The sequence below is a fragment of the Streptomyces sp. NPDC058470 genome, assembly GCF_042721055.1.
Lineage (GTDB): Bacteria > Actinomycetota > Actinomycetes > Streptomycetales > Streptomycetaceae > Streptomyces.
Genome location: NZ_JBHXMF010000100.1, coordinates 1 through 21,864 on the forward strand (window position 1 = coordinate 1; position 21,864 = coordinate 21,864).

At 67.9% G+C, this 21,864-nt stretch carries 27 protein-coding genes and 5 pseudogenes; 21 read left to right on the forward strand and 11 right to left on the reverse strand.

Going from position 1 to position 21,864, the window contains the following annotated elements; genetic code table 11:
- Positions 1–437, forward strand: a 437-nt coding sequence (locus tag ACFWP7_RS40750; RefSeq protein ID WP_384393050.1) for a hypothetical protein, incomplete at its 5' end; no start/stop codon positions are given.
- A 227-nt stretch (positions 438–664) separates the two neighbouring features.
- Positions 665–868, forward strand: a pseudogene (locus ACFWP7_RS40755) (hypothetical protein); the annotation flags it as partial.
- A gap of 72 nt (positions 869–940) precedes the next feature.
- On the opposite strand, the gene ACFWP7_RS40760 reads toward ACFWP7_RS40755, so the two are convergent.
- A complete protein-coding gene (locus tag ACFWP7_RS40760) occupies positions 941–1,186 on the reverse strand; it encodes a 4'-phosphopantetheinyl transferase superfamily protein (protein WP_384393053.1) in 246 nt (81 codons plus the stop codon).
- A gap of 318 nt (positions 1,187–1,504) precedes the next feature.
- Positions 1,505–2,335: a class I SAM-dependent methyltransferase gene (locus tag ACFWP7_RS40765; protein WP_384393056.1), complete on the reverse strand. Its 831-nt coding sequence runs from the start codon at positions 2,333–2,335 to the stop codon at positions 1,505–1,507.
- A gap of 62 nt (positions 2,336–2,397) precedes the next feature.
- On the opposite strand from ACFWP7_RS40765, the gene ACFWP7_RS40770 reads away from it, so the two are divergent.
- From ACFWP7_RS40770 to ACFWP7_RS40795, 6 genes and pseudogenes are all read left to right on the forward strand, one after another.
- Positions 2,398–2,997 (forward strand): TetR family transcriptional regulator, encoded by a 600-nt coding sequence (locus ACFWP7_RS40770; protein WP_384393059.1) that lies wholly within the window; start codon positions 2,398–2,400, stop codon positions 2,995–2,997.
- A gap of 195 nt (positions 2,998–3,192) precedes the next feature.
- Positions 3,193–3,426 (forward strand): annotated as a pseudogene (locus tag ACFWP7_RS40775) (transposase family protein); the annotation flags it as partial.
- 371 nt (positions 3,427–3,797) lie between these two features.
- Positions 3,798–4,337: an alpha-hydroxy acid oxidase gene (locus ACFWP7_RS40780; protein ID WP_384393063.1), complete on the forward strand. Its 540-nt coding sequence runs from the start codon at positions 3,798–3,800 to the stop codon at positions 4,335–4,337.
- A gap of 338 nt (positions 4,338–4,675) precedes the next feature.
- Positions 4,676–5,395 carry an IS5 family transposase gene (locus ACFWP7_RS40785; protein ID WP_384393066.1) on the forward strand — a complete coding sequence of 240 codons (720 nt, stop codon included), beginning with the start codon at positions 4,676–4,678 and terminating at the stop codon, positions 5,393–5,395.
- Positions 5,396–5,495: 100 nt separating this feature from the next.
- Positions 5,496–5,630, forward strand: a complete 135-nt coding sequence (locus ACFWP7_RS40790; RefSeq protein ID WP_384393069.1) for a hypothetical protein — start codon at positions 5,496–5,498, stop codon at positions 5,628–5,630.
- A gap of 264 nt (positions 5,631–5,894) precedes the next feature.
- Positions 5,895–6,359, forward strand: coding sequence for a hypothetical protein (locus ACFWP7_RS40795; RefSeq protein WP_384393072.1), 465 nt, complete (start codon positions 5,895–5,897; stop codon positions 6,357–6,359).
- Positions 6,360–6,562: 203 nt separating this feature from the next.
- Here ACFWP7_RS40795 and ACFWP7_RS40800 read toward each other — a convergent pair whose 3' ends face one another.
- Together ACFWP7_RS40800 and ACFWP7_RS40805 are read right to left on the reverse strand one after the other, a co-directional pair.
- Positions 6,563–7,006: a hypothetical protein gene (locus ACFWP7_RS40800; RefSeq protein WP_384393074.1), complete on the reverse strand. Its 444-nt coding sequence runs from the start codon at positions 7,004–7,006 to the stop codon at positions 6,563–6,565.
- Positions 7,007–7,178: 172 nt separating this feature from the next.
- Positions 7,179–7,808, reverse strand: a complete 630-nt coding sequence (locus tag ACFWP7_RS40805) for a GntR family transcriptional regulator (RefSeq protein WP_384393077.1) — start codon at positions 7,806–7,808, stop codon at positions 7,179–7,181.
- Positions 7,809–8,053: 245 nt separating this feature from the next.
- On the opposite strand from ACFWP7_RS40805, the gene ACFWP7_RS40810 reads away from it, so the two are divergent.
- Both ACFWP7_RS40810 and ACFWP7_RS40815 read left to right on the forward strand, forming a co-directional pair.
- Complete coding sequence (locus tag ACFWP7_RS40810) at positions 8,054–8,578, forward strand: S1 RNA-binding domain-containing protein (protein ID WP_384393080.1); 525 nt, start codon at positions 8,054–8,056, stop codon at positions 8,576–8,578.
- Positions 8,579–8,937: 359 nt separating this feature from the next.
- Positions 8,938–9,048: pseudogene (locus ACFWP7_RS40815) on the forward strand (DUF6192 family protein); the annotation flags it as partial.
- A 163-nt stretch (positions 9,049–9,211) separates the two neighbouring features.
- Here ACFWP7_RS40815 and ACFWP7_RS40820 read toward each other — a convergent pair.
- On the reverse strand, positions 9,212–9,604 hold the full coding sequence (locus ACFWP7_RS40820; protein ID WP_384393083.1) for an ANTAR domain-containing protein: 393 nt from the start codon (positions 9,602–9,604) through the stop codon (positions 9,212–9,214).
- 168 nt (positions 9,605–9,772) lie between these two features.
- Here ACFWP7_RS40820 and ACFWP7_RS40825 point away from each other — a divergent pair, with 168 nt between their 5' ends.
- The 3 genes from ACFWP7_RS40825 (at position 9,773) to ACFWP7_RS40835 (ending at position 11,605) form a co-directional block, all read left to right on the forward strand.
- Positions 9,773–9,934, forward strand: coding sequence for a hypothetical protein (locus ACFWP7_RS40825; protein ID WP_384393086.1), 162 nt, complete (start codon positions 9,773–9,775; stop codon positions 9,932–9,934).
- 141 nt (positions 9,935–10,075) lie between these two features.
- Positions 10,076–10,216 carry a hypothetical protein gene (locus ACFWP7_RS40830; protein WP_384393089.1) on the forward strand — a complete coding sequence of 47 codons (141 nt, stop codon included), beginning with the start codon at positions 10,076–10,078 and terminating at the stop codon, positions 10,214–10,216.
- Positions 10,217–11,266: 1,050 nt separating this feature from the next.
- Positions 11,267–11,605: a MerR family transcriptional regulator gene (locus ACFWP7_RS40835; protein WP_384393092.1), complete on the forward strand. Its 339-nt coding sequence runs from the start codon at positions 11,267–11,269 to the stop codon at positions 11,603–11,605.
- A gap of 198 nt (positions 11,606–11,803) precedes the next feature.
- Here ACFWP7_RS40835 and ACFWP7_RS40840 read toward each other — a convergent pair.
- A pseudogene (locus tag ACFWP7_RS40840) lies at positions 11,804–11,935 on the reverse strand (DUF6924 domain-containing protein); the annotation flags it as partial.
- 161 nt (positions 11,936–12,096) lie between these two features.
- Here ACFWP7_RS40840 and ACFWP7_RS40845 point away from each other — a divergent pair.
- The 5 genes from ACFWP7_RS40845 (at position 12,097) to ACFWP7_RS40865 (ending at position 15,937) form a co-directional block, all read left to right on the forward strand.
- Positions 12,097–12,492, forward strand: coding sequence for a MerR family transcriptional regulator (locus ACFWP7_RS40845; protein WP_384393095.1), 396 nt, complete (start codon positions 12,097–12,099; stop codon positions 12,490–12,492).
- Between the two features lie 106 nt (positions 12,493–12,598).
- The gene (locus tag ACFWP7_RS40850) at positions 12,599–13,522 is read left to right on the forward strand and encodes an NADP-dependent oxidoreductase (protein ID WP_384393098.1); all 924 of its coding nucleotides are present in this window, start codon (positions 12,599–12,601) and stop codon (positions 13,520–13,522) included.
- A 130-nt stretch (positions 13,523–13,652) separates the two neighbouring features.
- The gene (locus tag ACFWP7_RS40855) at positions 13,653–14,234 is read left to right on the forward strand and encodes a hypothetical protein (RefSeq protein WP_384393101.1); all 582 of its coding nucleotides are present in this window, start codon (positions 13,653–13,655) and stop codon (positions 14,232–14,234) included.
- On the forward strand, positions 14,231–14,830 hold the full coding sequence (locus ACFWP7_RS40860) for a hypothetical protein (protein WP_384393103.1): 600 nt from the start codon (positions 14,231–14,233) through the stop codon (positions 14,828–14,830). The genes ACFWP7_RS40855 and ACFWP7_RS40860 overlap by 4 nt, the downstream gene beginning before the upstream one ends.
- 210 nt (positions 14,831–15,040) lie before the next feature.
- Positions 15,041–15,937, forward strand: coding sequence for an aminoglycoside phosphotransferase family protein (locus ACFWP7_RS40865; protein WP_384393106.1), 897 nt, complete (start codon positions 15,041–15,043; stop codon positions 15,935–15,937).
- Positions 15,938–16,002: 65 nt separating this feature from the next.
- On the opposite strand, the gene ACFWP7_RS40870 is transcribed toward ACFWP7_RS40865, so the two are convergent.
- Complete coding sequence (locus ACFWP7_RS40870) at positions 16,003–16,320, reverse strand: hypothetical protein (protein WP_384393108.1); 318 nt, start codon at positions 16,318–16,320, stop codon at positions 16,003–16,005.
- Between the two features lie 824 nt (positions 16,321–17,144).
- Between ACFWP7_RS40870 and ACFWP7_RS40875 the strand changes: the two genes are divergently transcribed.
- Positions 17,145–17,678, forward strand: coding sequence for a hypothetical protein (locus ACFWP7_RS40875; protein WP_384393111.1), 534 nt, complete (start codon positions 17,145–17,147; stop codon positions 17,676–17,678).
- Here ACFWP7_RS40875 and ACFWP7_RS40880 read toward each other — a convergent pair.
- Positions 17,675–18,121 (reverse strand): ATP-binding protein, encoded by a 447-nt coding sequence (locus ACFWP7_RS40880; RefSeq protein WP_384393113.1) that lies wholly within the window; start codon positions 18,119–18,121, stop codon positions 17,675–17,677. The two genes, ACFWP7_RS40875 and ACFWP7_RS40880, sit on opposite strands and share 4 nt — an antisense overlap.
- A gap of 99 nt (positions 18,122–18,220) precedes the next feature.
- Here ACFWP7_RS40880 and ACFWP7_RS40885 point away from each other — a divergent pair, with 99 nt between their 5' ends.
- Positions 18,221–18,745 carry an NUDIX domain-containing protein gene (locus tag ACFWP7_RS40885; protein ID WP_384393116.1) on the forward strand — a complete coding sequence of 175 codons (525 nt, stop codon included), beginning with the start codon at positions 18,221–18,223 and terminating at the stop codon, positions 18,743–18,745.
- On the opposite strand, the gene ACFWP7_RS40890 is transcribed toward ACFWP7_RS40885, so the two are convergent.
- Together ACFWP7_RS40890 and ACFWP7_RS40895 are read right to left on the reverse strand one after the other, a co-directional pair.
- Complete coding sequence (locus ACFWP7_RS40890) at positions 18,739–19,167, reverse strand: DUF6262 family protein (protein ID WP_384393119.1); 429 nt, start codon at positions 19,165–19,167, stop codon at positions 18,739–18,741. The two genes, ACFWP7_RS40885 and ACFWP7_RS40890, sit on opposite strands and share 7 nt — an antisense overlap.
- A 2-nt stretch (positions 19,168–19,169) precedes the next feature.
- Positions 19,170–19,901: a tyrosine-type recombinase/integrase gene (locus tag ACFWP7_RS40895; RefSeq protein ID WP_384393122.1), complete on the reverse strand. Its 732-nt coding sequence runs from the start codon at positions 19,899–19,901 to the stop codon at positions 19,170–19,172.
- 442 nt (positions 19,902–20,343) lie between these two features.
- Here ACFWP7_RS40895 and ACFWP7_RS40900 point away from each other — a divergent pair, with 442 nt between their 5' ends.
- Entirely contained in the window at positions 20,344–20,601 is a 258-nt protein-coding gene (locus ACFWP7_RS40900; protein ID WP_384393125.1) for a hypothetical protein, read from the forward strand.
- 646 nt (positions 20,602–21,247) lie between these two features.
- Here the strand turns inward: ACFWP7_RS40900 and ACFWP7_RS40905 are convergent.
- Positions 21,248–21,702, reverse strand: a pseudogene (locus tag ACFWP7_RS40905) (transposase); the annotation flags it as partial.
- Between the last annotated feature and the right edge of the window lie 162 nt (positions 21,703–21,864).

Sequence of the window (21,864 nt, forward strand, 5' to 3'; positions counted from 1 at the left end):
ACACCAGACCCACCGCCGCTCCATACACCAACAAACCCCCCTCCAAGCGTCAGGTGAGCCCGATCATCCGAGTCGACGTCGGCTGGGTTCTGCAGATCCAGTCGGCGATCTCCCCGTTGAACGTGCCCATCTCGGACTGGGGCAACCTGGGGTACATGGCCGACCGGCACAAGTTCGAGCGGGAGCGCGGCGCCCTGTACTACGAGGAGGCTGCTTCCCGGGCCGCGACCTTCCTGCACACCGCGCTGCTGCTGCGCCCCTTCACCGACTACAACCTGGTCATCGGCTGGGCCTGTACCAGCCAGTACATGCACGTCTCCGGCCAGCCGCTCCAAGCCGAGGACGACGATCTGTACGAGCTCGCCCAGGCGGTCCGCGCGCAGGAAGCTGATCTGCGCACCGTCGCGCAGCGTCTGGAGTCCTGGCGCACCGAGTGACGCTGCGTCCGCTCGTCCAAGAGCTCGCTCGTCGACGATCCAGGCGCCTGCTGTGCGGCGCGCGCTGTGACTCGTGGGTGCGCTGGGTATGGGAGGCGGCTTCTGGCGCGGTGGGCGTTTGGCCTGAGCGGCTGTCCGTCAGTCACACGCATAGGAGCATCGTGATCCGTCGTGATCCCACCCCGAACCTCACAGGCAGGCGGTGGCGTCGGGCACTCTTCTGGCGCCGTCGGCATGCCCGCGGGCGCTTCGAGCAAGAGGACCTCCAGGCGAACCTCGCAGAGGCCGAGTGGACCGACGACGAAGCTTTCACCGCCTACGGCCTCGACGACTCCGCCGTCGCTGCCCTTCGGACCTGGGCCCTGGCGTGGGCCGACGACCTCGCCGCCCGGCTTCTTGAGGAATCCCACGGCCCCGACATGACCGGCTGAAGCCCTTCTTCGGACAGCTCCTTGGACTGGCTGGGCAGGTAAGGGCTGTTGCTTCAGCGCCGTAGAGGCGTGTCAGCACTGGATGGCGACGGCCGCCGCGTGGGCGTCGCCCACCTCGAGATCGCTGATCCGCCAGCCCTTCGGATCAGTGCCCGGGTTCTGCGCCGCACCCACATAGTCGGTGGAAAGCCCACGCCTCAACCCTGTGCCCAACCCCTTCAGGTATGCCTCCTTGCGTGCCCACGTCCGGGCGAACAAACGGGGCCGGTTCTCCTCTTCGCACAGGGCCAGTTCAGAGGTCTCCAGCGGATGGAGCATCGGTGATGAGGATTCTTGAAAACGGCCAAGGCTGCTCGTCGCTCCACTCGGCCCGCCTTTCAACGGAGTGGGGAGTTTAGGCGAGCGCATCGGCACCGGGCCCGCCAGGTTCTCCTATGGACGAGCACGTCTGCGGTCTCGGCACTGGCGAGTAGCCTTCCGCCATGGTGCGGCGGGGTGGGTGTGCGTCGCTGCTGCTGTTGCCCGAGTCCTGGCGCAAGACGCCGGAGAACTTTCCCCGCTCTTTCAAGCCTTTGCCCGGGCGGTCGCCGAGCCATCAGTTTGCCGGCGCTCGGCGACACCCGACGTTTGTGGTGGTCAGGCCGTACTGGAGCGGGTCGAAGTGACTACCACGGTGGTGTAAGGAACTGTGACGTGTCCGTCGAGCGTGTCGAGCACGGCCCCGACGCTGTCCAGGATCGCCGCCAGTTTGTCTGCGGGGAGTTGGGTGAGGGCGCCGAAGGTGGGGAGCTGGTCGAGCCATTCCTCCTGGGTGTAGGTGCGCTCCCAGGCGAAGCGCCACTGTTCCGGCTCGCGGAACCTGCCCGTCTTCCGGATGCCGTCGGCGATCCTCGCGAACAGCGGTTGGGATGCGTCCAGGGCTGATCCCTTCAGCAGGCCGAGGTTGAGCGGGGAGTCGGGAGCGACCTGTTGGTGTGCCTCGGCGAGCGCGTCGATCACCTGCTCCGGGAGTTGGGCGACGTGGTGGAAGGGGGCGAGTCGGCCGCCGGGCCGGAGCACCTGGGCCGCCTTGGCCGCGCCAGCGACGGGGTCCACCCAGTGCCAGGCGGTGCCGGCGATGACCGCGTCGAATTGTCGCCCGGCCGGCTGCCAGTCCTCGAATCTGGCGACCTCGACCTCGACACGGCTGCGTCGCGCGAAGGCGGCCATGCGCTCGTCGGGCTCGATACCAAGCACCGTGCAGCCGGCCGCTTGGAACTGCCGGGCTTCGATGCCGGTCCCGGCCCCGACGTCGAGGACGTTCCGGCCAGGGCTTGCCGTGATGATCCGGTCCACCAGAGCGTCGGGATACGGCGGTCGGGTGCGGTCGTAGCGTTCGGCGTCCACGCCGAACGACTCGGCCACCTGCCGGTGGCGGTGGGGCTCGGGTCCGGAACGGTCCGGTTGTCCCTGCGATAGAGTGGGCATGCGCCCACTCTAGTGGGCGCATGCCCACTTATGGGAGTGGGGCCAGAACGGAAAGCGGGACGATGCCGACAGGGGTACACATCCACAACGTGCGCGGCCAGTTGTTCGAGGCAGCCGAGCGCGTCTTGCGTCGGGACGGGCCCGACGCGCTGACCAGCCGGGCGGTCACGGAGGAGGCGAACTGTGCCAAGGGCGTGCTGCACCGGTACTTCACCGACTTCGATGCCTTCCTGGCTGAACTGGTCCTCGACCGCATCCGCGGTATCGAGGACCGGGACACGGTTCTGAGCGCGGCCGCAGGGACCGGGAGCGTGGTGGACAACTTGGCCGAAGCTCTGCAGGACCTGTTCGGGCCGGTCACGGTGGCGATCGTCGCGCTCATCACCTTCCGCGACGGCCTACGTGCCCGGCTGCGCCAGGCCGGTCTCACCGGTATCCCGCTGGCCATGCAGGCGACCTCCATGATCGCCGCCTACCTTGCCGCCGAGCGGGAGCTGGGGCGCCTGGCCGACGACGCCGACATCGACACGCTCGCCCCCACCCTCGTCGGAGCCGCGCACTTGCTGTTCGCCGACCGGGCAAGCACCCCGCCGCAGACCGCCGCCATCCGCAAGATGGTGACCACCGTCATCGCCAGCGCCCTGCGACCGCCGCGAGTGTGACTTCCGCGCCCAGGTCGCTCGTCATCGCGCTCGCTCCTCCTCCCCCCCAAGCGCCGCATGCGTGGGGAGATCCACTGAGCAGGTGTGGGTTCGCCCGAGTAAGGAGTGGCCGTTTTCAAGGTTCTGGCCGTAGTTTCGTGAATGCCCAGGTCAGGGGCGGCATGCAGGAACGTTCCTCTGCGGGACATCCTGCGCATGGGGGTCGAATCGCTCGCTGATGTTCTGTTCTCCGGTTTCGATGTGCGGTTGACGCGCGTCACCGAGGCCGCCGAGGGGCTGGTCGTCGAGGCGGTCGCGTGCGAGCCGCCACCACGTTGTCCGGGGTGTAACTCGCAGGCATCGAGGGTGCATTCGTCGTACGAGCGGGGCCTGGCCGGACTGCCGGTGAACGGGCGGAGCCTGACCGTGCGGTTACGGGTCCGGCGGTTTTTCTGCGACCGCGGCCGGTGTCCGCGGCGGACGTTTGTCGAGCAGGTCGCCCAGCTCAGTGAGCGGTACCGCCGCTCCAGCCTCGGGCTGAAGCTGTGGCAGCACGCGGTCGCGGTCGAGCTCGGTGGCCGTCCCGGTCAACGGCTGTGTCGGCTGCTGCGGCTGAAGGCGGGCCGGGCCCGGCTGCTGGGCCTGCTCACGGAGCCGACCGTCCCCGAACAGGCGCCGCGCGTCCTCGGTGTCGACGACTTCGCGTTCCGGAAGGGAAAGCGGTACGGCACGCTGCTGGTCGACGTCGAATCCGGCGCGTCGTCGACGTCCTGCCCGACCGCGAGTGCGGCGACACCGGCGCCCGCCTGTCCGATCCGGCCATGCGGCCCGAAGCCCTCGAACAGGATCCCTCCATCACACCGAACGCCATCGCGCGACTACGCGACCTCTCCGGCCTGCCGGTTCTCGTCAAGGGGGTTCTCAGGCCCGACGACGCCCTCACCTGTGTCGAGGCCGGCGCCCAGGGCATCATCGTCTCCAACCACGGCGGCCGGCAGCTCGACCGCGTCCTGCCCACAAGCCGGGCCCTGTCGCCGGTGGTTCAGGCGGTGGCCGGACAGGTGCCGGTCCTGGCGGACGGCGGCATCTTGACCGGACTGGACGTCCTGGTGGCACTGGCCCTTGGCGCCGATGCCGTCCTCATCGGGCGCCCCATCCTGTGGGCGCTGGCCCTGGCCGGCGCAGCTGGTGTGGAGTCGCTGCTCCACTCCTACCGGGAACAGCTGTCACGTGCCATGGCCCTCGCCGGGTGTACCACGACGGCCGACATTACCCCGGACCTCGTCCAACCGGCTGGCTGCGGCCCGCAGGAAACCAACGTGTGCGTCCCGGGATTTGAACGCCGCATCGGACAGAACTGACGAGTCGCAGTGGCGACGTCTGGAACTGCTTTTGCCGGCCGGTCATGGAGTGCATAAGGGTGCCTCGCCTCGGGCCGGAGCGCCCGCGCACCACACCGGACAGCGTGAGCGCTGACAAGACACCTCAGGCGCCTTAAAGAGCGTTTTGTCCTGGTGATGGTGTTTAGTGGCGCTTCCGATGCCAGCCGGCCCTGGAGCTGCTGGGGCCCGGGTGTGCGATGCGGTCATGTCGTCCGGCAGGACGCTTTGACTGGTTCGCTTCTGTCTGATCCCAGGGCGCCCCCGTCTGACGCCGTTTGCGCCCTGGGGCAAGCTGTGTCCGACGGTACTAACGGAACATGACGCGTCGTCGCCCGTATCCCAGCGGTCTGTCCGATGCCCGCTGGGAGCTGATCGGGCCCACCCTGACCACCTGGCGAACCGAACGCAGGGGCAAGAGCCTGGACATCGGGCGCCCGCCCCGGCACGACCTGCGCCGGATCATGGACGCCATCCTCTACGTGGACCGGACCGGGATCCCGTGGCGCTATCTGCCGCACGACTTCGCGCCACGGGAGACCGTCTACGGCCACTTCGCAGCGTGGCAGAAGGACGGCATCTTTCACCAACTCAACGGCATCCTGCGCCAGTTGGTGCGCCAGGCCGAAGGCCGGGACGCCGAGTCGAGTGCCTGTGTGCTCGACGCCCAGAGCATCAAGACCTCCGCGAACGTGCCGGCCACGGGGCAGGGCATCGACGCAGGCAAGAAGACCGCAGGCCGCAAGCGTCACCTCGGCGTCGACACCCTCGGCCTGCTGCTGACGGTCTGGGTCACCACTGCCAGCGTCTCCGACAACGCCGGCGGCAACCACCTGTTCTCCCGGATCGCCGCCGCGAACCCGCAGGTCAGAAAAGCCTGGACCGACACCGGCTACCGCACCAAAGCCATCCCGCGACGCTGGGTCGTCGAGCGGACCTTCGGCTGGCTCATGGACCACCGCCGCCTCGCCCGCGACTACGAGACCCACCCGCACCGCTCCGAAGCCATGATCCGCCTCGCGATGATCGACACCTCATAAGCAGACGCCTCACCCGCGAATCACCCTGAACTGGCGCGACACCCCACTCCGAACCAAACATCCCCACCACGACAAAACACTCTTTAAGCGCGGCCTGACCGTGATCGGTCACCTGATCATCTCCGTCCACACGGTGGTCACCACGCTGCTCCTCAAGGGCGAGCGTGACGACACCTCCCGTTCCGCGCGCGACGACCTCTTCGCGGCGTGGCGGGCGGCCGGCACTGGTCTTTGACGGACCCTGCCGGCAGACCCATCGGGTACGCAAGTGCGGCCTCGCAGGCCACGTCCCATCTGCCGGCGGCGACGTCCAGAACCACCTACCCGATATTTCGTTCATCCAGGGCGAGTCCCGGCTGCTGACGCCTCCTAAACTCAGGTCATGCCCTCCCCATCTCCTCATGCCACTGTGCTCCACGCCGGCCGTCGAACCATGCGGGGCCTCCTGATTGCGGCTGCCATCCCACTGCTCCTGGGGGTCGCGGGAGTGGCCGGACTGATGACGGGGAGATTCAGCACTGCGGTAGCGGTCATGGTGGGGGTCGGCGCGCTCGGCGGGGTGATGCTGGTGGTGGCATGGCGGCAACGGCATCAGAAGATCGCCGCGGACCACACGGGACTGTGGGTGCACAACGGCCATGCCATGCAGGTCATCCAGTGGGAATCGGTGGCCGGCATCGCCGTGTACTACACCGCACAGGCCGTATCGCTGGAGTTGGTCCCCCGCGGCCCGGCTGATGACCGCGACCCCGTCCTGCGTGCCCTGATCTGCGATGACGAACCTCTGGCACCAGAACTGCCCCGAGTCCGCTACCGCATCCCACTGCCCCAGGTCGGATGGCGCACCCTGGCGGAGGCAGTCCGGCGTCACAGCGAACCCCACCCCACCCTCCTGTGGTGCGGCCAGATCAACTACAACCCGGTCATGGCGGCTCTCGCCCGCCGGAGCCCTCAACGCACCTGACGGGCCCCACGCCTGCTCGATCTATCTCTCCACCCAAGGAGGCGGGCTCCATCCGATTGGGCGCGCAGGGCGGAGGCGACGATGCTCGCGGCGTGCCCAGTGAGCTCGCGCATCCAGTCCTTGATGTCGTCTCGTGGTTTCCGCCGATCGAGGCGGCTGTCCCAGTCACCCATGCCCTGAACGGCCGCGTCGAGCAATGGCCACTACTTTTCGCGCGCTGCCAGGCGGGCGACACCGAGCAGCCACCACACGGCCCGGTCGGGCTCCTCCCAGCTGGGCCAGTCGTCGGCCGCGGCATGTTCAGGCAGCGCCTGCACCACGGCGACCGCCTGCGCGAGGTTGTCGAGTATCGCCTTCCTGGCGGCCGTCACCTTCAGCCTGGTGATCACGTCCAGGTACAACTCATCGGAGCCGGGCTGATCGGCGGCGAGAGTGAGCAGTTGAGCGGCCGCAGCGGTGTCGTTCTTCTTGTCGGCCGCCTCCAGCAGGCGCTGGGCGCGCACGATGGGCAGCTCGCTTCCGGTATCCGTCTCACGGTCGACCAGGTCGAGGAAGGCCGCCGTGTCCTGGGGCCGGCGGGCGGGATCGAGCTGGGTGGCCTGGCGTACGACCTCGAACCACGATCCCGGCGGAGGCAGTAAGGGCACATCGGCCTGCGGCCAGGTCCCGCTGAAGATCCAGCCGATGAGCTGCCGAGGCTGTAGATGTCGCTGGCCGGCGTCACATCGTGGCCGTCGACGGACAACTCGCTCTTCCTGGGCGCTTGAGGCCGACCAGCCCGCGTCTGCCTGAGGAGACAGGGTGCAAGGCTCGCAGACCTCACGGGCTCGGGCTGATGTGACACCAGGTGCGTGGTGCCGGGCCGGGACGCGAGCAGAGCGTGGCTACGTGTCTCTGGAGTCGCCGCCGGTGGGCAGCTCCTGCTCGATCTGCCGCGCCGTCTGCATTCAGTTCCAGGGCCTCGCGGCGCAGGTCGCTGGCGCGCTCACGCAGCTGCTTGACGCGCCGGCGCTGCTGGTCTGTGCTGTAGGAGTTGACGTACTGCCCGCGCGGCCCCGTCAGCAGTCCTTCGGCGATCAGCTGGCGCACCGCGGCCGCCGCTTCTTTGGTGCCGATGTCGAACGTCCGGGTGATCTCGAAGCGGGTCATGAACCGTTCGCCGGGTTCGTAGCTTCGGTGGATCGCGGTCCGCATCATTCGGTAGGCGCGCTCGGTCGGGGTCGTGGTGCCGACGCTGTAGAGCCGGTAGTCGGCGTGGAGGGCCACCAGCCCGTCGGCGGCGAGTTTTTTCAGTGCCGAGCGGACCACGGGCGCGGACAGCCGGAGCTCCCGCGCGATCTCGGCCAGGGCGGGCAGATGGGTGCCCGGATCATTGGACGACAGCCGCACCCACCGGCGTACCGACTGCACGTCGTCGCGGTTCGCCACTGCGTCGTCCGCGACCGTCATGTCCGTGCTCCCTGTCCCCGATGTGCCGATGCGGGAACCAGCCTGATCGACCGCGTGACGCGGGCGCCACAAGGTTGGCTTCACCAATGAGTCGTGGCCCCACCCAACAACGAGTGTTGGCCCCACTTGCTGATCGTCAGGGCTGTGAGTATCGACGAGAGTTGGCCCCACTTTCAGGCCGCTCTGCCGTCTCCCTCGCGCTGGTCCGACGTGAGAGTCTTGGCTGCTGGAGAAGGGGTGGCGGCATGGCGGAGACGGCAGACCGAGGTGGCCGGACGGTCCTGGAGGCGCTGGAGCGGGGCCAGGTCTGCAAAGGGGTGGTGTCGTCCATCGAGCAGTTCGGCGCCTTCGTCGACATCGGGGGCTTCCATGGACTGGTGAATGGGGCCGAGTTGACCTGGGCTCACCATTTCGACGCGGTGTCAGACATCGTGGAGGTCGGGCAGGAGGTCACCATCGTGGTCCTGGATGTCGATATCGAGCGGGAACGGGCTTCCTTCTCACTGAAGGCGCTTTATCCGGATCCGCTTGAGGAGTTCGCTCGCGTTCAGTTCGGTCGGGTGATTGCGGGCCGTGTGGAGAGGGTCATGAGGTTCGGAGCCTTCGTCCAAGTCCACGAGAATTTTGCGGGACTCGTTCCGATCCAGGAACTTTCAGAGCGCGACGCAGATGAGCCTGAGAGCGTCTTTCGGATCGGTGATGAGGTCATGGTTGAAGTTGTTGCCATCAACATGCATAGGCGCCGGATCCTGCTGTCCCTCCGCTCGTGAAGGGTTTTTCGACCGATGGCGAGGTGATCAGTGCGGACCGCAGGTGATCCTGTATTCGTCGCCGCCTGCTGGGCACGGGTGTGGGAGAGGCGGTAGGAGTCGGTTCCGGTCTCGATGAAGTTGCTGCCGAAGGTCAGCCGTTACACCATCCCGGCGCCACCGGGTGGGGCCAACCGAGCCTCACCGCCGGGGCCAGTACCCACTGTTAGGGCCACAAGGTTGCGGCGAATTGCGCGAACACGTCCTGCACAGACCGAAGATGGGTGGACACGCGCTGCCGCTCGGGTGTCCAGTACAGTCACGGACCCCACGCCTTGCCCGGCACGGAGAAAATGCGTGCCCGGCCGCTCGGGCAGAGGGCCACCCCGCAGGAGAAGGTCAGCGCGATCCACACCCTTGCGCAGGACGAAGAGGTTGCCGCCACCGTCACCAGCGACCTGCTTCGACGGCCGACAGTGATCGCCCAGGTCAAGCTGGACCTTCAAATCCCCTCACCCAGCCCCCGCCCGAGGCGACCGTGACTGTGGCGCCCCGGTGGGGATGCGGCGGTCGACCTCCCCAGGCACTTCACCGCATCCCCGACCAGCCTCCGCCGCCTACCCGCCGACCGTCGAGCCATTCATGTCCGACGCGTCAAGATCGCACACCGCTTGGACTGCGGCCACAAGGTGGGGACGCAGGTCGTCCGGGAAGGGCTCGCCCTGCACCGTCTCCGGCAGAACCTCCACGGCATTCCGCACTTTCACATTGGAGTTCTGGGACACCCACCCTCACCATGATCCGCCAGGCTTCCTCAGGCGGGCAGCGGAACACCTTCACCAGCACTCCGCGAGCCATATCGATCGCGGGACGGCTCTCCATGGCCTGCCTGAGCTGCTGAAGCTCCTGCTCCAGCCGTTCCCGCGAGGCAGCAGCGGCACCCTCACGTTCGGGCTGGGGTGTGGTCTCGGGTTCCGGAGCGCGCACCACAGAGTAAGAATCTTGCGTGCCGCCCTGCCGTGCATCACGGCGGTGGGAACGTCGCATGCAAGCGCCTGCCCGGACACACGCACGCAAACCCCATCGCTCGGTCAAGGGCCGACAGTGCCCGAACACCGCGCGAGAAGGACGGCTGCATGCCTGGAAACGCCGAGCGCTCCCGCATCAGCCAGGAAGAACTGATGGCCCCGCAGTCTCACTGCGTACGGCCGGGTGGTGGAGCTGGACCTTGCCGTCCGATTCGACACCGGCAGCCCGTGCACGGCCTGCAACGACCGCGAAGCCCGGCTGGTCATGGCGGAGGCAGTCGACCGAGTCCGCGCCAAGTTTGGGCCCGACACGATCGGCCCGGCCGGCGCGGTCCTGCGCGCCTCCTGACCGTCACGGTCGGGGCGACCACGACTCCGGAGGCCCGACCGCGAGTGCGGCCGCACCGCGCTCAGCCCCGACCGCAGCTGGTCAGCGCATCCGGACGTGTCCAGCGTGACAGAAACTTCGAACACGCGATCTCATTAAGGTATGGACTCCACCGACCTCCCCGACGATCGGGTCCAGCCGCAGCGCGCCTGGAACGCCGCCTACGACGCACTCGCCGCGACCCGCCCCCGTGACACCACGGACCTGCGCCGCCGCCTGCTGCTCCTGCCCGTACGCCTGTGATGGCATCCCTACTGGATGACCGCCCCCTCGGCGCCTGCGGCGCGCACCGAGCTGCGGCAGCTGGCCCGCACCCGAGGGCTGACCGGGGCGTTCGGATGCGCGGCTGACCACGGCGACAACGGGTAGTACGCGCGGGTCTGATGGCCGACCGCTTCACTCAGGAGGGTCGCCGGGGCAAAGCGAAGTGCAGACCGCGCCCTCGCCTGCGGCGGTCGCAGGTTACGACCATCAGCTGCACCATGCCCATCGCTCGGCCTCGCCCTTGCCCCTGTCGCTGGTTGAGGTCGATTATCCCACTGATGGATGGGCGGAAATCTATGTTGGCCAGAGTAGACATTGGGTGGCGGTGTGGCTATGGTTTCTCTCGTAGCCGAGATCAACGGGGCCTGGCAGACACGAACTGCCGGGCAGCAGTGTGCAGTTGCAGTACGCAGGACGGTGCGGTGGTGGAGTTCCGAAGCCAGGGATTTACAGGACGGCGACGGGGCTGACGACCGGACCGGGTGGCCCGCAGTGATCAGGGGCCGCCGTGAGCAGCACCGCGGTTAACGCTGTCGCAGTACCGGTAAGTGCAGTGCGTAGTACCCAGCAGTGAAGTCAGTGAGCAGTACCTCGGTGAAGGCGTCGGCTGCGGGCGCGCGTGCCGGGAGGTTCGGCAGTGGGGTTCCAAGCCAGAGCAGAGGCAGGACGGGCAACGGGGCTGGCTACCGAAGAGTGGCGCTGTCACAGGCCACTGAGCAGTTCGCATCACCAGCAGTACGCAGTCCCCAGCTTGGCAAGTAGTTGATCACCGAGGGAAGAACGGAGGGGCCTAGCGCCATCAGGATCGCCCGGGCGGACGTAATGAGCCCGGGTACCGCAGGACATCGATAGTGAGGTGGTCTCCGGTCGAGCAACCGCGATCCCCGCGCCCCCGACAGCATCTCGGTCGGGTCCGCGAAAACAGAAGGCCGACGCAGTACCGGGGTCGGCAGATGGTGTAGCAGTTCCTTCGGGGCTCTGGTGCCGTACGGCACCAGAGCCCCTCGACGCGTTCCACAGAGAGGTGCGATGACAGCAGACGACTCGTACGGCCGTCTCGATGACGACGACTACCCCGCCTACACCATGGGCCGGGCCGCCGAGATGCTCGGCACCACCCAGGGCTTCCTCCGCGCCATCGGCGAAGCCCGCCTGATCACCCCACTCCGCTCCCCGGGCGGCCACCGCCGCTACTCCCGCTACCAGCTGCGCATCGCCGCCCGCGCGCGTGAGCTCGTCGACCAGGGCACCCCCATCGAGGCCGCCTGTCGCATCGTCATCCTCGAAGACCAGCTCGAAGAAGCCCAACGCATCAACGCCGAACACCGCCGCGCCACCGGATCGGCGAACCCAACAGCCGCGGCCTGAGACGGCTGAGACCTGCGACTCTCCGAGGAGTTTCCCGGTTGCCGCCCACATACTGCCCGGAACGCAAGCGTTCCGGGCAGCTTCGCCTTTTGGGGGCACCAAAGGCAACCGTCGTCTCGGTTGTGGCACAGCACGGGCATCCGCCGGGGCGGACGCCCCAGCGCGTCCGCAGCCTGACACCGCCCAACGGCCAGTGACTCAGAAGCCTAGGAAGACGCCGTCCTCGTCGACGGCGCCGGCGAACTCCTCGAAGTCCATGTTCGCGCCCGAGAGGTTGTTCTCCATGCTCCACAGCTGGGCTGCCACAACGCGGACACCATGCCCACGCTCACCCTGCTGTCGGCGTACTGAGAAAAGTGCTCAGGCGCGTACAGACGAACATGCTCAGTTGTGGGACCAGGACGACAACCCTGCGGTTGTGGCGGCGTCCGTGGGTGTCCATGACTCGCCGGCGGTCTGCACCTGGAGCACGCGAGCGTAGGCTCTCAGGAATGCGGATCGGCGAGTTGTCCACGCGCACGGGCGTGAGTCCGCGCTCATTGCGGTACTACGAAGAGCAGGGCCTGCTGACCAGCTCACGCTCCGATACCGGGCAGCGTCACTATTCCGTTGCGGCGGTCCAGCGCGTGTCGCTCATCCGACAGCTGTTCGACGCGGGTATGTCCAGCCGGGTGATCGCGACTGTGCTGCCGTGTGTGGACGTCCCGGGTGACCTGGGCGTCGCCGAGGAGACGTTCACGGCGATGATGCGCGAGCGCGACCGGATCGACGCCGACATCGCGCACCTGATCGAGACCCGGGATGCGCTCGACGTGCTGATTAGGGCCAACAGCCGGCACCGGGCGGAGCTGTCCACGTTGCCGGAGCCGGCGGCACGGTTGGCCTGATGCTGTGACCTGCGTCTCAGTCGCTTGCCCCTGACATCGATGTGAGAGGTGAGGATGGCTGCAGAGCCCGGAATCACCGGGTCGGTCACATGGGAGGCGGCAGAAGATGGGGCAGGCGTGGGGTTTCGGCAGGTATGGCGGGCCCGAGGTGCAGGAGTTCTTCGATCGTCCCGATCCCGTCCCCGGTCGCGGCGAGGTGCTGATCCGGGTCGACGTGGCTGGCGTGAATCCCCTCGACCACATGCTGCGCTCGGGTCTGATCCCCGGGCTCGACGGCGGGCGTCCGTTTCCCCTTGTGCTGGGCATGGAGGCAGCGGGAACCGTTCTCGCCCGGGGCGAGGACGTTGACGGGCTCGAGGTGGGTGACGCGGTCTTCGGCTTCGCACTCACTGGTGGCGGCACCTACGCCGAGACGACGATGCTGTCCGCGCCGAACACCGCGCGCATCCCGGCGGGCCTGTCCGCGACCGTGGCGGCAACACTGCCCGTGGCCGGGACGACCGCCGTGGATGTGCTCGACCAGCTTGGCCTCCCGGCCGGTGCCACGGTCCTGGTCAACGGGGTCGGGGGTGGGGTCGGCCTCGTCGTCGCCCGGCTGGCCATCGGGCGCGAGTTGCGTGTGATCGGCACCGGAAGTACCGCCAAGCGCGAGCAGGCCGAGGCCATCGGGGTACGGTTCATCGACTACACCGCCGGGGACGTCGTCGCCGCGGCACGCGAGCTGGTTCCGGACGGCTTCGACGGGATCGTCGACCTGGTCGGAGGCGCCTCGCTGCGGACGGTCGCTCCGCTGGCCCGGGATCCCCGCAACGTCATCGCCGTGGGTGATACGTCTGTGCCCGATCTCGGTGGGCGTTTCATCGAGCGGCGCCTCGACCGGGAGAGTCTAGAGCGGTCCGCCAGGCTGGCCCTCGACGGAGTTCTCGCACCCGTGATCACTGCGGTCCATCCGCTCTCCGACGCCCTGGCCGCACTCGCCTCCGTCGAGAACGGCCACGCTGCGGGCAAGGTTGTCATCAAGGTGGCATGAGAAGTGGCCTGGCCGCCCGGTGCCGTCGACCATCTATAGCGGACCGACGAGAGCCCGTGGTCAGCCATCACCAACTGAGCACGTTCACCTGTACGGGGTTGAGCACGTTCAGGCGTACGCCGACACTCGCATGAACAACGGCGAGCGACGGCAGGCGATCGAGGAGGAAGCCGAGCGGGCCGGGATCAAGCCGGGTTCCCCGGTCTACGTCGCTCAGCAGCCGAAGGCGCTGAAGACCGCGATCCTGGCGGATGCCACCACCCGTGATGCCGCCCGGGAAGCGCTGGCAGAGTTCGAGCGGCGCGAGGCACGAGCGGACCCCGATGACCGCAGGGCAGCTGTCCAGTCGGCCGGGGAGGGCGAGTGTGAGGTGGAGGAAGCGCCCCCGGGCCGCCGGGCTCAGGACGAGGAGGCCGCGGACGTCGAGCGGGCCGTCCGCACCACGTCGCGCGAACCCTCCGAGCCCGACGTGGCCCTGCAGGTCTTCACCGAGATGACCGAGGTCCCCCTCGCCACGCTGCGGGCGCTGTCGCTGCTGCAGCTTCACCAGGTGCAGTTCACCGGGGAGCGCAGCCGGGCCATCACCGATCTGTGCACCGTGTCCGAAGCGGCCATCGCCTTCATCCGTGACCTGGCCGCCGGCCCTTACACGGCGCTGAACGACGAGGCTCTGCAAGCGTTCCTGGACGAGAGTGAGAAGAAGCTTCGGTGAGTCCCAAACGCGACAGTGACACCCCCTCCCAACTGGAGCAGGACGCCATCGATGTTCTGCTGTGGCTCAGTCCCAACGCGGGCCGCGAATTGTCCTACGCGGGCATCTCCCGCGGCACCGGCATCCCAGACGGCAGCCGCCTGCGGCGGGCGGTGCCCAGGGCCCGTGCCTCCGCCTACGTGCTCGGGCACCGGCTGGAGCAGTTCATGCACTCCCGCGACCCGCTCAAGCGCGGGGCGAGGGTCACGCGCTTCCACAAGTCCGGTCAGGGCGACGAGTTCGGTGCCCGGGACGCGTTGCTGGCCTGCCGCAAGGCTGTGGCCCACATGGGCGACATGCACCGGGCCTGCTCGTTCGAGGCCGGAAACCCCGACAACGTCGACCGCGAAGCGTTCGGTCAGATGGCTGATGCCGCCGAAGGCGGCATCAGGACCTTAAAGCTCGGCATGCCGAGATCAACCACAGTTTTTCGGCGGGCCAGGTCGGTGTTCATCCGGGAGAGCTTCTCCTCGGCGCCGGTGAGACTCACCTGCAGGCCCTCGATCTCCCCGAGCCAGCCTTCGCGTTCGGCCTCCGCGATGCGGTCGCGTAGGTAGTCGCGGATCTCATTCAACCGCGGCTTCTGGGCAGGGTCGGGGCGAAGCATCGAGCATCGAACGCAGGCTTCTCTGAACTTTGGGGCCGTCCGTCCCAAAGCCTCTGATCTGCAGCTCTTTGAAACCGAATTGGTGATGCCAGAGGGGCACAGCGAGATGTTCCGGAGAGCGAGAACTGCTCCGCCTGCCGCCTCAGTACTGTGACTTCGCATGACCGACACCGAGATCGAGATCACCGCAGACCTGGTCCGCGACCTACTGCAGGAGCAACATCCAGACCTTGCAGGGCTGGCCATCCGAGAGGTGGCGGGCGGCTGGGGCAACCAAATGTGGCGCCTCGGGGACGAGTTGGCCGTGCGCATGCAGCGCATGGACCCCACTCCGGAGCTCCAGCTGAAGGAGCGGCGGTGGCTACCGGTGCTGGCCCCGCGCTTGCCGCTCCCGGTGCCGCTCCCGGTGCGGTTCGGCGAACCGTCCGAGCGCTTCCCCAAGCATTGGACCGTGATGACGTGGGTTCCCGGCGAGCCGCTGGACCACGGCTCGATCAGCCGCGGCGACCACGCGGCCGACACGCTGGCGGGCTTCCTCCAGGCGCTCCATGTGGAGGCGCCCGCCGAGGCGCCGATCTCTACGGACTTCGGTGCCCATCCCAGGAACTGCACGGACGGCTTCGAGAACTTCTTCCAGGCCGTTGGCCCCAACGACATCGCTGCCGACGTCCGGGCCGTCTGGGACAGCGCCGTTGCGGCCCACACGTGGGAGGGCCCGCCGGTGTGGGTGCACGGCGACCTCCATCCCGCGAACGTCGTCGTCTCGGACGGAACGCTCTCGGGCATCGTCGACTTCGGTGCCATGTTCGCCGGCGATCCGGCGTGGGACCTCGCCGCCGCATGGGTGCTGCTGCCCGCGGGCACGGCCTCACGGTTCTTCGACATGTACGCGCATGCAGACGAGGCGGCGATCCGGCGCGCCCGCGGGCTGGCCGCTATGAAGAGCCTGTTCCTGATGCTCATGGGGCAGAACGGAGATCGAGGCCTTCCCGGCGGCAAGCCGCACTGGGGACCTTCAGGCCGGGCAGCACTTGATCGTGTTCTGAAGGGCGTTTGACGCACGCTTCTTAAACCTGTTCTCGATCTTGGTTGAGGGCCATGCGGCAGCCCACCTTCGTGGGTTCATCGATCACCACGCATGGTGGGGATGCCAAGGGTCGAGCCGCAGTTCACGGCGGATCGCGGCCAGGGTCTTGCCCTCGGCCAGCCGCTGCTGCACGGCCTCGTAACGTTCGGTGGTGCGGGCCACCAGGCGCAGCCCGCGAAGTCGAGGGTCCCGTCCGGCGGAACGAACGGGATGCTCTCGGCGATGGACGGTTCCTCGGTGACCAGGTTCCCGGCGGCGGGCTCCTTCGTGGCCAGGGGGGCCGCGAACGCGGCCCGGATGCAGCTGTGGTGGGCGCCGACCGTCTTCTCCAGGGACTCGGCGGGTTTCGCCACAGATGCCACCCGTCCGCGATCTGCCTCGCCTGCGAGGCACCGGCGCGGGCGCCTTCGGCTTAGGCGCCGGCCCGGTCCCGGCAGATGATCTCCACCTCGGGGTGACCGCGCAGCCAGTCGGCCAGCGGCGCGGCATCCCAGCCGGGCAGCACATCGAGCGGTCGGCGGGCCTCCAATCGACGAGGATGGTGGCGTACGAATCGCCCTTTCGCAGCGCGAAATCGTCCACGCCCAGCACTCTGACCTGGGCCGGATGCGGCTCGGGGACAGCGCGAAGGAGATGCAGGAGAGTGTCCTTCGCGACGCGGATGCTCAACGCGCCGGCAAGCTGCGCCCCGGGACGGCCCGTCAGCGTCAGGGCGATCGAGGTGAGCACCGTGCGAAGTACCGGGGTGTAACGGGCGTACGGGCTGGTCAGCCCTTGAATCTGCTCGGCGAACGTCACCGCCGGGCAACGGGAGTTGAGGCACTTGAAACGGCGCACTGTCAGCTCGATCACGGTTGATGCACCGCCGATCGGCGTGTCAGCGAGCCGTCGTTGCTACCGGCCGTGCACCCGCCAGGATGGCATCGCGCAGTCCGTGCATCTCGCCGGGAGCGTCCGGCACGACGTGTGAAACGTGACCACCCCGGCAACCCACTCGACGGGCCCTATGACCACATCCGCCAAATGCGGCAGTAAGCGCCCCAAATCCCCTGAACCGGCACACCCCGTAGATGCCCAGTCCAGCCGGGCGGCACCACAAGATCGTCGACAGAGCCCGATATTCCCCACGGGTAAGTTCACGTAATTCCCCAGGCCCTGGCCTCGGGCGAGCGTTAGGTTGGCCAGCGTGAACTTGCTGGGGTGGAGTTATCGGTATGTGGGACCGCCGGATCTGCGGGCCCTTGTCCGGCCGGAGGCTGAGGGCCGAAGCATCCACTCGGCGGCAGACTTCGACGACTGGGCTTCGGCTCTGGCAGCGGTGGAGCTGGCCGAGCCTTTCACGTTCGTCGTCGACTCGATGGCTGTGCTGCGGCTCGCGCCGCGCCGGAGCGAGCACGTGGTGTGTGCTGGCGGTGGCCCCGTTCTGGGCGCCGGAGAGATGAGCTTCCGCGAGGAGTCCGGGCAGTGGGTGGTCGCTGAGGTGAGTAATCAGTCGACCGGATACTGCCCGGACATCCCCTCGTGGCCGGCCGTCGCGAAGGCTCTGGACGCAGCCGGGATCGAGCACCCTACCGGCTTCACCCACAAGGTCGTGTTCCGGCGCTGTCCTGCCTGCGACCAGCTGAACATCGTCCGGGAGGAGGACTTCGTCTGCGTCTTCTGCGACGAGGCACTGCCGCTGGAATGGAACGTCGACGGGGCCGGGCGTTAGCGAACTGGGGGCTTGTCGGTGGGGTTCTTGGGTCGCTTGTTCGGGCGATAGCCGGGCCCGTTCATGATGACCTGGTGGCTGGTGTTGATCAGCCGGTCCAGCAGCGACTCGGCGACGACGGGGTTCGGGAAGAGCGGATACCAGTCGCAGGGCGCCCGGTTGCTGGTGATGATCAGGGACCTTCCCTGCCGTTCGTTGACCAGCTCGTAGAGGCCATCGGCCTGGGACGCTCCGAGTCGGCGCATGGCGAAGTCGTCCAGGATGAGCACGTCGGGCCGTACCGGTTCACGGATCCGCTTGTCCCAGGTGCGCCCCGCATGGCCGCCGGCGAGGTCCGCGAGGATCCGGCTGGTCTTGGCGAACCGGACGTGGGCGCCCTGGCGGACCGCGAGGTGGCCGAGGGCCTGGGCGACGTGTGTCTTTCCGACCCCGCCCGTTATCAACGGTTTGCCGTGAGGTTCGGCATGTCACCGCAGTGTGTGACGTTCACGAGATTGAAGTGACAGAGCTGCGATGTCAGTGCGTCCCCATATCTTGTCCCGATGATTCGGAACGTGGTCGACGAGCGGGTCTTCGAGGCGGCAGTAGTTGACTCCCAGCGGGCGGTGGCGGAGTTTGACGGGGCTCGCCAGTGGTTGGCCTCTGCCAGGCAGGGGCCGATGGAGCCGCTTGCGGCCGAGGTCTGGGTATTCGACGAGGATCTTGCCCGGGTGGTGTTGGTGAAGCACCGTTGGCGGGGCTGGGTTCCGCCGGGCGGGAAGGTCGAGGCCGGAGAGACACCGCGAGAGGGTGCGAGCCGGGAACTTTTCGAAGAGGCGGGGCTTCAGCCGGAGTTGCTGTCTGAGCCGGCGGAGGTCGCAGTTCGTTCGTTTCACCCGGACTGGCCGGTCACGTTGGGGCTGTCGTATGTCGCGGTCGTTGATGTGGCGACGCCGTTCGTCGCGGAGGCCGGGCAGCCGGTGGCCTGGATGCGCTTGGACGAGGGCTGGGAGAGCTACTTTCCCGACGACGTGGCCCGAATCCGTAAGCACGCGGCTTGGATGGCTGGTCAAATGGGCCGTCACTGAGGGTGCGGCGTGGGCCCGCCGCCGCGGCGTGCGAGTTCGCGTCGGAGGTCGAGGTTCTCGCCGTGGGCCTGCTCCAATGCGTCCCGCAGGGCCTGTACTTCTTCTCGGTGCTGCTTCTTCAGGCGTGTGATCTGGCTGGTCAGGGCGAGAACGAGGGTGCTTTCCGCGTCGGCGAGGGCGGCCGGTGCAGGAATCGGGCGGGCTTGGGACCGCAGGCGTTCAATGCGTCCGCGCAGGTCGGGGTGGTTGTAGAGGAAGGCGTGGGAGACGCCGGCCTCGCGTTGAACGGCTTGGAAGGTGATCGGCTCGCCGCGCTTAATGAGGGTGCGGAGAGTCTGCTCGGCGGTCTTCGTTTTGGCCTGTGACTTCGCCTTGGCGGCGGCGTTCAGGGTCTGGGTGCGCTTGGTGCGGGCGTCGGTCACGGTTAGGCCCTTCGGTGACAGTCAAGGTCGAGAGCGAGCGGGACGGGGCCTGCCGGGGCGGCACCGCAGCCGGCGCCCTGGACGGCGCAGTTGGGCTTGTCGCCGATGGTTTCCAGGAGCCGGGTCAGGGCCGTGTGCTCGGCCCGTCGCTGCAGGAGCCAGACGTTGTCCTCGGGCATGGCGCATCCGTGGCGCTCTTGGAAGGCGGTAGTGGAGCGGTCGATCAGTGCCGCTGTCTCGGCCAACTGCCTTTCCAGGGCGGGCTGGTGGGAGTCGTCGGTGACGAGGACCGAGCAGGTCAGACAGACGTTTCCCTTGTCGCAGGTCTGCAGGGGCGGCAGCATGCACCAGCCGTGGGGCAGGAACCGGTCGGCCCGGTTGAACAGGTGGAGGCTGTCGTGGTCGTCGCGGGAGAAGGTGACGTGGGTGCCGTCCGCCCGCAGTTTGGCGGTGGCCAGGAATGCCTGCTCGGCTTGTTCCTGGCGGGCGGCGACGTAGTGCATCGACATCGACGGGGTGGCGTGCCCGGCATAGCGCATCAACACATGGACGGGCAGGACGAGTTCGGCGAGTCTCGTCAGTTTGGTGTGACGGAATCGGTGAGTGTGACTCAGGCCGACCGGCTTTCCCTTGCTGTCGGTGATCTTCACGATCTTGCTGAACTCGCGGAGCATCCAGTTGTAGGTGCCGGACGGGTAGGGCTTGTCGCCCTGGCGGTTGCCGGTCCGCTGCATGAACAGATGGCGCGGGATGATGTCGGGGAAGCGTTCGCGGATCCGCTGCTGCTGTTCCTCGATGACCGCGACGACCTCGCGGTCGACGAGGATGTTGTCCGGGCGACATCGAGGCCGCGGTCCAGGCAGGAGCCCAGCACATCCGCTACACCAGCCACCAGGGCGCCGGCGCCGACAGCCCCTTCCACCCGGCGCGCGACCACGCCGCCACCGAGCAGCTCCTCGCCGAATCCGGCGTCGCCTGGACCTCACTGCGCAACGGCTTCTACGCCCACAGCCTGGGCTGGCTGCTCGGCCCCTGGCAGGAGACCGGCACGATCACGACCCCGGCGGACGGCCCGGTCTCCTGGACCGACCGTGCCGACGCCGCCGAGGCGGCCGCCGTCATCCTCGCCGGTGACCGCCCCTTCGACGGACCGGTACCCTCACCGCGCGACAGGCCGTGACCTTCGACGACGTCGCCGCACTGGCCTCCCAGGTCAGCGGACGCAGGATCAAGCGGGCCGTGATGGACGATGAGGAGTGGACCGCCGCCAAGGTCGCGGCCGGCACGCCGGAGGTGATGGCCCGGATGACGCTCACCGCCTTCCAGGCCGCCCGCGAAGGCCGCTTCGCGGGGGTCGACCCCCTGCTGGGGGAACTCCTCGGCCGTGAACCCCGCACCATCGCCGACCAGCTCGCGGACAGTGTCCCCGGCTAGGGCATCCTCAAGGGCCTCACCCTTGCCCCCTCCACCGCAGTTCAGGCGATGCGGCTGGGAATCAAGGTAAGCAGGTCTGTCCCACCTGAGAGCGAGGGGTGGGGAAATTCAAGGAGCGTCATCACCAGCCGTCATCAGGCCAAGAACCCCCACCATTAAGGATCTCCAGCGTGCGGTAACGGAGCCGTTCGGGGACTCGGCAGTCCCCCTGCGCCCGGGGGGTGATTCCCGGATCCGGCGAGTACGTGGGGCGTCTGCCATGGTGGTAGGAGCAGACAAAGCGTGGTAGATGCTTCCTCTCCCCCGCTTCGGCCAGTCGGCGCATCCAGCCCGTCGATGTCGGTGACGTCGCGCAGTTCGCCCTGGACCAAGCGGCGAGCATGACGAGCCGGGGATACAACGTCGCCCGCCCTGAAAGGGGACCAGCTTCGAGGATTCCTCAGCGAATGCCTGGGCGCCACCGCCAGCACGGGGATCCCGGTATGGGTGGAGCCCGCTATCGTCACGGAGCACGCGTGGTGCAGTGGACCGAAATCCCGCTCTGGCGTACCCACCCTGGAGTGTGGGCAGTTGACTCCAGCCGCGCTGTGGCCGCAGGGCTGAACTGTGGGCCGATCGCCGAGACCATCCGCGGCACACGGCGATGGTGGTCGACGTCGGCTTTGATCACGGTGGTGTCGAAACGCAGCTGTCGGCACCGCAGCAGCTGTCCTCGACCAGCTTGACCAGCAGCGCGGCGTTGAGCTGTTCGAAGGTCTGCGGGCCGCTGCGGCGTACGAGCTTGACCAGCATGGTCGGGTGCGGCACCGGGGAAGCCAGCGGGATCCGGCGGAACTGCCGCCAGCTCAACGAGTCCTCCACTTCACGGCAGAGCGTCTCGTATCCGAGCTGGTAGCGGTGTTTGAGGTACAGCGTTCGCACGAGTGTGTCGACCGCGACCGGCGGCCGCCCCAGGCGTTCGGCGAACACTGCCCGCCATGGGGCGACGAACCGCTCGCTATCCAACGAGGCGTGAATCTGGGCCAGTTCGGCGGCTAGCTGCCGCCTTTGCTCCAGCAGTACCTCCCACCACGCGTCCTGTGGTCCGGACACCCTCAACATCGCCACCACCACCGGCCCAACCAAGACCCACCCCCACCGTGGCGGCGGCGGACGACTCACACCGGTATCACCCCAGCGAAAGCCCGGGCTTGTTCAGGCGCAAGTAGCTAGTAGGACTCCGTTAGGTTGCTCTGGCTCTTGAGTTTGGGCTGGTGGCGGATG

Coding starts and splice junctions, on each gene's coding strand:
- ACFWP7_RS40760 (WP_384393053.1), bottom strand. CDS start 1,186: ATGCTCCATCCGCTGGAGACCTCTGAACTGGCCCTGTGCGAAGAGGAG.
- ACFWP7_RS40765 (WP_384393056.1), bottom strand. CDS start 2,335: ATGCCCACTCTATCGCAGGGACAACCGGACCGTTCCGGACCCGAGCCC.
- ACFWP7_RS40770 (WP_384393059.1), top strand. CDS start 2,398: ATGCCGACAGGGGTACACATCCACAACGTGCGCGGCCAGTTGTTCGAG.
- ACFWP7_RS40780 (WP_384393063.1), top strand. CDS start 3,798: ATGCGGCCCGAAGCCCTCGAACAGGATCCCTCCATCACACCGAACGCC.
- ACFWP7_RS40785 (WP_384393066.1), top strand. CDS start 4,676: ATGACGCGTCGTCGCCCGTATCCCAGCGGTCTGTCCGATGCCCGCTGG.
- ACFWP7_RS40795 (WP_384393072.1), top strand. CDS start 5,895: ATGACGGGGAGATTCAGCACTGCGGTAGCGGTCATGGTGGGGGTCGGC.
- ACFWP7_RS40805 (WP_384393077.1), bottom strand. CDS start 7,808: ATGACGGTCGCGGACGACGCAGTGGCGAACCGCGACGACGTGCAGTCG.
- ACFWP7_RS40810 (WP_384393080.1), top strand. CDS start 8,054: ATGGCGGAGACGGCAGACCGAGGTGGCCGGACGGTCCTGGAGGCGCTG.
- ACFWP7_RS40820 (WP_384393083.1), bottom strand. CDS start 9,604: ATGCGACGTTCCCACCGCCGTGATGCACGGCAGGGCGGCACGCAAGAT.
- ACFWP7_RS40830 (WP_384393089.1), top strand. CDS start 10,076: ATGGACTCCACCGACCTCCCCGACGATCGGGTCCAGCCGCAGCGCGCC.
- ACFWP7_RS40835 (WP_384393092.1), top strand. CDS start 11,267: ATGACAGCAGACGACTCGTACGGCCGTCTCGATGACGACGACTACCCC.
- ACFWP7_RS40845 (WP_384393095.1), top strand. CDS start 12,097: ATGCGGATCGGCGAGTTGTCCACGCGCACGGGCGTGAGTCCGCGCTCA.
- ACFWP7_RS40850 (WP_384393098.1), top strand. CDS start 12,599: ATGGGGCAGGCGTGGGGTTTCGGCAGGTATGGCGGGCCCGAGGTGCAG.
- ACFWP7_RS40855 (WP_384393101.1), top strand. CDS start 13,653: ATGAACAACGGCGAGCGACGGCAGGCGATCGAGGAGGAAGCCGAGCGG.
- ACFWP7_RS40865 (WP_384393106.1), top strand. CDS start 15,041: ATGACCGACACCGAGATCGAGATCACCGCAGACCTGGTCCGCGACCTA.
- ACFWP7_RS40885 (WP_384393116.1), top strand. CDS start 18,221: ATGATTCGGAACGTGGTCGACGAGCGGGTCTTCGAGGCGGCAGTAGTT.
- ACFWP7_RS40895 (WP_384393122.1), bottom strand. CDS start 19,901: ATGCAGCGGACCGGCAACCGCCAGGGCGACAAGCCCTACCCGTCCGGC.